We start from the raw sequence: 7394 nt of genomic DNA on the forward strand, positions 1-7394 counted from the left end.
GCATAGTGGTCGTCACCAGTGAGAAGGGTCATTCAGCCTCCCTCTCAGGTACTACGGGTACGACCGGGTGTCCCTCGGGGCAGTGCCGTCCGTGGCCGCCGGGGCGCTCAGTACCCGGTGGGGCGCACCAGCCCGCACTCGTACGCGAACACCGCCGCCTGGGTGCGGTCCCGCAGGCCCAGCTTCACGAGGATGCGGCCCACGTGGGTCTTCACGGTCTGCTCGGCGACGAAGAGCCGCTCGGCGATCTCCGCGTTCGACAGGCCCTGCGCGATGAGGGCGAGCACCTCCGTCTCGCGCTCGGTCAGCTCCCCGACGCGCTGCTTGAGCGGGGCGCGGGGCGTGGAGTCCAGCCGGGAGAACTCCGCGATGAGGCGCCGGGTGATGCCGGGTGCGAGCAGCGCGTCTCCGGCGGCCACCACCCGGATCGCCTCGGCGAGCTGGTCGGCGGACGCGTCCTTCAGCAGAAAGCCGGAGGCACCCGCGCGCAGCGCCTCGTACACGTACTCGTCCAGGTCGAAGGTGGTCAGCACCAGGACCCTGATCTGCGGGGTCTTGTCGGTGATGCGGCGGGTGGCCTCGATGCCGCCGAGTTCGGGCATGCGGATGTCCATCAGGACGACGTCCGGGGCGAGTTCGGCGACCTTGGCGATGGCGTCCAGGCCGTCGACCGCCTGGCCGACCACGTCGATGTCGGGCTGGGTGTTGAGCAGCACCGTGAAGCCCTGCCTGACCATCTGCTGGTCGTCGGCGATGAGTACGCGGATGCTGCCGCTCGTCATGAAGTGTCTCCTGTGGGGTCCGGTGGGCCCTTGGGGCCGGGCGAGTTGTCGGGACGGGGAGTGGGCGTGCGGGAGGCGGTGGCCGCCGAACGCGGCAGGAACGCGGCCACCGTGAAACCGCCGCAGGCCGTCTCCATGGCCATGAGGGTCCCACCGAGCATCATCGCCCGCTCCCGCATCCCGAGCAGACCGTGTCCGGCGCCCGGTGACGGCGGTGCCGGCCGACTCGGCGAGGAGTTGACGACCCGGATCTGCAGGCCGCGCGGGAAGTGCGTGAGCTCCACCCGCACCACCGAACCGGGCGCGTGCCGCAGCGCGTTGCTCAACGCCTCCTGGACGATCCGGTACGCGGACAGCTCGACTCCGGGCGGCAGCGGGAGCTGCTCGCCGGTGATCTCCGTGGTCACCGCCAGCCCGGCGGCGCGGGTGTTCTCGACGAGGGCGTCCAGGCGGTCGAGGGTGGGCTGGGGCGCGTCGGGCGCGGCGCCGGTGCCCGCGCCGAGACCGTACGCGTCGTCGGGGTTCTCCGAGCGCAGCACGCCGAGGACCCTGCGCAGTTCGGTGAGCGCCTCCAGAGCGTTCTGCCGGATGCCGTCGAGGTTCTCCTTGAGTTCGTCGGAGGGGTTGTCCACCAGGTGCGGGGCCACTTGGGCCTGGATGGAGATGACCGACATGTGGTGGGCGACCACGTCGTGCAGCTCGCGGGCGATGCGGTTGCGCTCCTCCAGCAGGGTGCGGCGGGAACGCTCCTCCGCCGTCAGGGACTCCTGCTCGACCAGCTGGGTGCGCGCCTCGCGGCTGCCGCGCAGGGCCGTGCCGAGGAGGACCGCGACGGCGAACACGGAGACGGCCACCATGCCCGTCCCGGAGTACGGTCCACCGCCGAGGACGCCCTGTACGAAGGCCGTGACCAGTCCGGTCACCGCCAGCACCGCGAGGGCCACGCGGGCGCGCATCCGCAGGGCGAGCAGGAAGAGGATGAGGGCGTGCGCGGCGATCGTGGGCCCGATCCACGGCCAGTTGGGGCCCGGGGGCACCATCTCCGTCATGTTCGACCGCGCGGCCACGGCGGCGATGAACGTCGCGGACAGCGACAGCCACCACGCCGGAAAGGGCCGCCACAGGGCGAGTACGAGCGCCACGCCCTGCGCCAACCCGGCCAGCAGACCGAACTCGACGCCCAGCCGGTAGCTGGTGCTCATCTCGTCGATGGCGCCGATCGCGACGACGACAGCGATCAGGCAGACCACGACGTGCGGCAGCCGCCGCAGCCAACGGGGCCGGGACAGCGGCGGCAGGGGCGCGCTGCCGGACGAGAGGCCCCCGAGAAGGGCGGACAGGGAGCCGCGGCCGCGACGCACCTGGGCGGAATCGGTGGGGCTGACAGGGCTGGCAGGGCTGATGGGGCCGGTAGAACCGGTAGCGCTGATGGGGTGCTCGGAGCGAGCGGGCGGAGGCACGGCGGGGCGGGTCTCCGGGGGCGGGGGCGGGGGCAGGGTCGGCGGCGGAGGAGGGGCCGAGCTGGTGTCGTCCTCCGTCCGGGCGTCCTTGGCGTCGTCCACGCCGTCAACCCTAGGCACGCCGGGCCTCGTTCGCTTCAACGGCGACGCGGTGGGTGCGGACGACGCGAGACGGACGACGGGTACTGGTACTGGTACTGGTACTGGTACTGGTACGGGTGCGGGTACGACGGCCATTACGGCGGTGCCCCTGCTCGTAGGAACGAAAGGCCGCCCAGCACACGGCCAGGGCGAGGGCGAAGACCGGGAGCCAGGCCAGTCGGAACGCCACCCACGCGAGGTCGTCCGGGGTGGTGTGCAGGCCGGGGAGCCGGCCCGCGAGGAGGCCCGTCGCGGTGACCGACATCAGTGCCGTCTGGTGCCACAGGAAGATCGTCATCGCGGAGAGGTTCACGAAGGCGACCCAGGCCCAGAGCACCGGCCGACGCATCGCCGCGCGCAGACGCTCGCGCAGCAACAGCGCCAGACCGCACTGGGCCAGGCCGAAGGTGACCACGGCCAGGGTCGGCGGATTGAGGTTGGAGACCGAAGCACCGGGGACACCGACCATCGACGCCGGATAGCCGCCCCACGCCACGAGCCCAGCGGTCACCGCCGCGCCGCCCGCGAGCAGCACCCAGCCCGAACGCCGCGTCAGCTCGCCCCGCGTCCAGGCCGCGCCCAGCGTGTACGGCACGAGCCAGCCGGCCGCCACATTGACCCAGCCCAGCCAGGCCGGGCCGCCGAACCCGAAGCGGACGAGATCCACATGGAGAACGACGGCCAGCGGCCACAACGGGTTCACCCGGGTCACCAGCGGGGTCACCGCCGTCAGCGCGGCGAAGACCAGCAGGAACCAGAGAGGGGACAGGACCAGCTTCAGCAACGCGTGGACCGTCTTCAGGTCCGCGCCCGTCACGAGCAGGCCGACCGTGGCCACGGTCCACAGCCCGAGGACGGCCGCCACCGGCTTGAAGAGGCGGGACAGACGCGTACCGAGCCAGCGTCCGTACGTCGTGCCGCGCGACCGCGCCGACGCGTAGCTCTTCGTCGCCACGTGTCCGCCCACCAGGAAGAACACGGCGAGTGTCTGGAAGACCCACGAGATGGGTGCCAGCCAGGGCATGTGCGCCAGTGGGCTCGACGTGCGCAGCCTGCCGCCGTCCGCGACCAGGGCCGTGACGAGCCAGTGGCCGAGCACGACGCCGAGTATCGCGAAGGCGCGCAGGGCGTCGACGGAACGGTCCCGGTCGGCCGGGGTCGCCGCGTCGATCCGCTCGGTGCCGCGGCGCAGTCGGCGTATCACCTCTTCCACGTCACCCATGGGTCATCTCCGGTGTCTTGCCGAGCACGATCCGGGCGATGTTGGCCAAGGACACCGAGCCCGGCTTGAGGTAGTCGCTGTGGCCGCCGTCGCCCGCCGCGAAGACGCGGGCGCCGAAGGCCGGGGACACGGGGTCGGTGCCGAAGCCGACCGTTGTGCCGAAGAGGTCGGCCCTGGTGTGCGGGACGTCCGCGATCCAGTCACCGCCGCCCCGGCCGGCCCAGACGCGTGCCTTCGTGTGCAGGCCTGCGGCCGAGTCCACGCCTGTGCCGGGGCTGCCTATGAGCACCAGGTCCGAGATGTCGAGGCCGCTTGCCGCGCGGGCGCCCACGACCGTCCCGTACGAATGGCACAGCAGGGTGAGCCCGGCGCGCCCGTTCACCTGCCTCAACTCGCCTATGAACTCCCGGAGTTCGGGTGCCGCCTCCTTGGCCAGGCCCGTGGTGAGGACGTCGGCGCTGATCGTGCCGGGCGTCTCGTAGCCGAGCCAGGCGATCACCGCGGCGCGTGGGCCGAGCCGCTGGTGCAGGGCGACGGCTCCTGCGCGGAAGCGGTCGTACGTGTCCAGGCTCGTGTCGGAGCCGGGTACGAGGACCGCCACGTGGTCCGCCTTCGTCAGGTCGCCGAAGACCTCGGAGGCTCGGCCGGAGCCGCGGGCGTCGAAGGTGAGGAAGTGGCGCGACGGGTCCGCCATGGAGCGGACGGCGGCCGCTCGGCTGCGGTCGCCGTGGGCCGCGGCCATGCGCGCGGCCTCGGCGGCGTTCGCCCGGTTCGCCGCGTAGGCGCTGTCCAGCGTGGTGGGGGTCACCGGGCCGGTGTGGGCCGGGGCGGGTGCCGGTATCTCCGGGTGGGTGGCCGCGGCGGAGATCGGGGCAACGAGGGCGCCCGTGATCAGGGCGGCGAGCAGGCCTCGGCGGGCGCGGGGCCATCGGGGGCGTTTGCCCGGATGGCGTGGCTGGCCTTGCTGGCCTGGCTGGCCTGGCTGGCCTGGCTGGCCTGGCTGGCCTGGCTGGCGTGGCTGGCCCGGCTGACCCGGCTCGTCTGCCTGACCCGGCTGATCTGCCTGGACTGGCTGACCCGGGTGGCCTGCCTGACCCGGCCCGTCGATATGGCTCGGCCGGTCTGTATGGCTCGGCTCACCCGGCTGGCTCGGCCGGTCTGTATGGCTCGGCCGGCCCGCTCGATCCGGGCGCGCCGCAGCCCGCCTCGCGTTCGCCCTCCCCCGTAGCCCCATCCCCGTGCCCCCGTCTCGGTTTACCCGTCCATCGGGCTCAACTGAGAAGGAAGTTACGGATCTGGGGTTGTGGTCGGCGTCCCGCCAGGGAGCTCACCTGCGAGGTAGCTCTCAGGTACTACGGGTATCACCGGGGCGTCCTGCTCTGCACGGGCCGGGGCTCCATTGGGCCGGGGCTCCATTCGGGCACGGGCGCCGCCCGACACCAGCCCCGTTTCGGCACCGGCTCGATTCCGGCACGGGCGCCGCCCAGCACCAGCCCCGTTTCCGTACCGGCTCCATCCCGGCACGGGCGCCCCCCAACACCGGCCCCGTTTCGGCACCGGCCCCATTCCGACACCGGCCCCGTTTCGACACCGGCCCCGCACCCGTCGATTGGCGACTCTCGCTGACGCGGCTGCGGGAGCGTGGTGGCTGGGCGCGCAGTTCCCCGCGCCCCTGGTGGGGCGGGCTTCGCCCTGCCCTACCAGGCCAGTTGGGCGATCTCCTCCGCCACCACCGCGCACGCGTCCGCCGCCGGGTCGATCAGGGGGAAGTGGCCCACGTCCTCCAGGAGCGTCAGGCCGACCACCTCGCCGGCCTTGGCTGCCGCGTCCGCGTATGCCTCGGCGACCGCCTGCGGTACGACGACGTCCTCGCGGCCCTGCACCAGGGTCGTGGCGATGCCCGTCGGGAGGAGCAGGGCCGGATCGGCGTACGGCCGGCGTTCGCCGAACTTCGCTTCCCCGCCCAGGAGTTGGCGGGACGCGCCGGAGCAGACATCCAGCTTCTCCGCGACCGTGAAGTCGGCGATCGGGGCGAGTGCGACGACGCCTCGGAGTGGGGCGGGGCGGTCCGTGCGCCACGGTGCGTCGGCGGGCAGCAGGTGGCGGGCCGCCGCCCAGAGGGCCAGCTGGCCGCCCGCCGAGTGTCCGGTGACCACCATGCGGCGCGGGTCGGCCTGCGGCAGGGCCTCGCGCAGGAGTCCCGGCATCGCGTCGAGCGCCGCCGCCACGTCGTCGAACGTGTCCGGCCAGCGTCCCGCGACGGGCCCGGCGCCGCCCTGCGCCGGGATGGTGCCGCCGCGCCGGTACTCGACGTTGGCCACGGCGAAGCCCCGCCTGGCCAGGAAGTCCGCGAACGGCGTGATGTGCCGACGGTCGTACGGTGCCCGCCAGGCGCCGCCGTGCAGGACCACGACGAGCGGGGCGCGTTCCTCGCCGCCGCGTGGCGCGTAGAAGTCGACGACCTGGTCCGGGTGGTCCCCGTACGCGGTGGTGCTGTCGGGGTCGACGGGCGGATGCGAGAAGGCCGACTCCTCCTCCGCGGCGTCGCGGGCGTCGTCCGGCATGCTCCAACCTCTCAGCGGTGCGGTGTGTGTTCACCTGCGCGGCCCGCCTGTCAACACGCTCCGGCGGGCGGACCGTTGGCGGGACGGTATCAGGCCGGTGACGTGCCTCAACACGCGGCCGTGACCCTCGGTGAGGGGCAAATGGTTCTGTTGTTTCGTTACGCTGGTGGTGGGCGCGCTCCTCCACGCAAGGCCCGCGCGCCTGCGCCGAACGCCCCGCCCCGCCCCACCTGTGCCGAACGCCTCGGCCGTGGCCGTCGTACGTCCATGAAGTCGCCGTACGTCCTCGAAGGAGCCCGTCATGTCCGCTGAGCCCGGCACCGTTCGTCCCGGGGGGCGTACCGCGCGGGTGCGGGCCGCCGTGCTGCGGGCCGCCGGGGACGTGCTCGCCGAGCAGGGGTTCGCGCATCTCGATCTGGCGGATGTCGCGCGGCGGGCCGGGGTGGGCAAGACCACGGTGTACCGGCGGTGGGGGAACGTGACTGGGCTCGTCTCGGATCTGCTCGCCGAGATGGCCGAGGAGTCGTTGCCTCGTACGGAGACGGGGGGTGTGCTCGATGATCTTCGGGCCAATGCGCGGCTTGTTCGGCGGACGTTGGCCGATCCTCGGCAGGGGGCGTTGTTTCGGGCGGTGATCGCTGCGGCTACGGGGGACAGGCGTATGGCGGAGGCGTTGCGGGGGTTTTATGAGGTGCGGGTCGCTGAGTGGGCGCCTTGTGTTGAGCAGGGGGTTGCTCGGGGGGAGTTGCCGTCGGGGACGGATGCGTCCGAGGTCGTACGGGCTGTGTCGGCGCCCCTCTATTACACGTTGCTGACGACGGGGGTGGCGCCCGGTGTGGCCGCGGCCGATCGGGCTGCGGAGGCCGCGGTTGCCGCTGCGCGGGCCGGGGTGTTCGTTGTTGGGGCGGTGGGGGCGTGAACCCGTGCCGGGGGCGACCTCGGTTTTCTTCGCCCCCGCCGCCCCTACCCATTCCCGTCCCTTACCGGGGGCTCCGCCCCCAGACCCCCGGCATCGCGCTGACGCGCTCGTCCTCAAACGCCGGACGGGCTGGGTGGGTGGGGGCTGATGGGGTGGGTGGGTTGACCGTGGGTGGGTGGGGGAACCGGCCTGCGGCCTCGGGGGGGGGGGGGGGCGCGCCGCGCCCCCCCCCCCCCCCCCCCCCCCCCCCCACACCCCCCCCCCCCCCCCCCCCCCCCCCCCCCCCCCCCCCCCCCCCCCCCCCCC

Annotated in this window: 7 protein-coding genes; 2 read left to right on the top strand and 5 right to left on the bottom strand. The window is 73.3% G+C overall.

Annotated elements, in window-relative coordinates; all coding sequences use genetic code 11:
• Nucleotides 1–107: 107 nt before the first annotated feature.
• From ACIBEI_RS25060 to ACIBEI_RS25075, 4 genes are all read right to left on the bottom strand, one after another.
• Nucleotides 108–782, bottom strand: a complete 675-nt coding sequence (locus ACIBEI_RS25060; protein ID WP_398892389.1) for a response regulator — start codon at nt 780–782, stop codon at nt 108–110.
• Nucleotides 779–2143 (bottom strand): sensor histidine kinase, encoded by a 1365-nt coding sequence (locus tag ACIBEI_RS25065; RefSeq protein ID WP_398892436.1) that lies wholly within the window; start codon nt 2141–2143, stop codon nt 779–781. Before ACIBEI_RS25065 ends, ACIBEI_RS25060 begins: the two co-directional genes overlap by 4 nt.
• A gap of 211 nt (nt 2144–2354) precedes the next feature.
• Entirely contained in the window at nt 2355–3605 is a 1251-nt protein-coding gene (locus tag ACIBEI_RS25070; RefSeq protein WP_398892391.1) for an acyltransferase, read from the bottom strand.
• The gene (locus ACIBEI_RS25075; protein ID WP_398892438.1) at nt 3598–4512 is read right to left on the bottom strand and encodes an alpha/beta hydrolase; all 915 of its coding nucleotides are present in this window, start codon (nt 4510–4512) and stop codon (nt 3598–3600) included. Before ACIBEI_RS25075 ends, ACIBEI_RS25070 begins: the two co-directional genes overlap by 8 nt.
• A 39-nt stretch (nt 4513–4551) precedes the next feature.
• On the opposite strand from ACIBEI_RS25075, the gene ACIBEI_RS25080 reads away from it, so the two are divergent.
• Nucleotides 4552–4833, top strand: coding sequence for a hypothetical protein (locus ACIBEI_RS25080; protein WP_398892440.1), 282 nt, complete (start codon nt 4552–4554; stop codon nt 4831–4833).
• Between the two features lie 469 nt (nt 4834–5302).
• Here ACIBEI_RS25080 and ACIBEI_RS25085 read toward each other — a convergent pair whose 3' ends face one another.
• Complete coding sequence (locus ACIBEI_RS25085) at nt 5303–6169, bottom strand: alpha/beta hydrolase (RefSeq protein WP_398892393.1); 867 nt, start codon at nt 6167–6169, stop codon at nt 5303–5305.
• A gap of 301 nt (nt 6170–6470) precedes the next feature.
• Here ACIBEI_RS25085 and ACIBEI_RS25090 point away from each other — a divergent pair, with 301 nt between their 5' ends.
• Nucleotides 6471–7088 carry a TetR/AcrR family transcriptional regulator gene (locus ACIBEI_RS25090; RefSeq protein WP_398892395.1) on the top strand — a complete coding sequence of 206 codons (618 nt, stop codon included), beginning with the start codon at nt 6471–6473 and terminating at the stop codon, nt 7086–7088.
• Nucleotides 7089–7394: the final 306 nt, after the last annotated feature.

The sequence above is a fragment of the Streptomyces sp. NPDC050988 genome, assembly GCF_044456225.1.
Taxonomy (GTDB): domain Bacteria; phylum Actinomycetota; class Actinomycetes; order Streptomycetales; family Streptomycetaceae; genus Streptomyces.

Bases quoted from the DNA above. Each gene is read 5' to 3' on its own strand.
- ACIBEI_RS25070 (WP_398892391.1), bottom strand. From the start codon at position 3,605: ATGGGTGACGTGGAAGAGGTGATACGCCGACTGCGCCGCGGCACCGAG.
- ACIBEI_RS25060 (WP_398892389.1), bottom strand. From the start codon at position 782: ATGACGAGCGGCAGCATCCGCGTACTCATCGCCGACGACCAGCAGATG.
- ACIBEI_RS25080 (WP_398892440.1), top strand. From the start codon at position 4,552: ATGGCGTGGCTGGCCTTGCTGGCCTGGCTGGCCTGGCTGGCCTGGCTG.
- ACIBEI_RS25090 (WP_398892395.1), top strand. From the start codon at position 6,471: ATGTCCGCTGAGCCCGGCACCGTTCGTCCCGGGGGGCGTACCGCGCGG.
- ACIBEI_RS25085 (WP_398892393.1), bottom strand. From the start codon at position 6,169: ATGCCGGACGACGCCCGCGACGCCGCGGAGGAGGAGTCGGCCTTCTCG.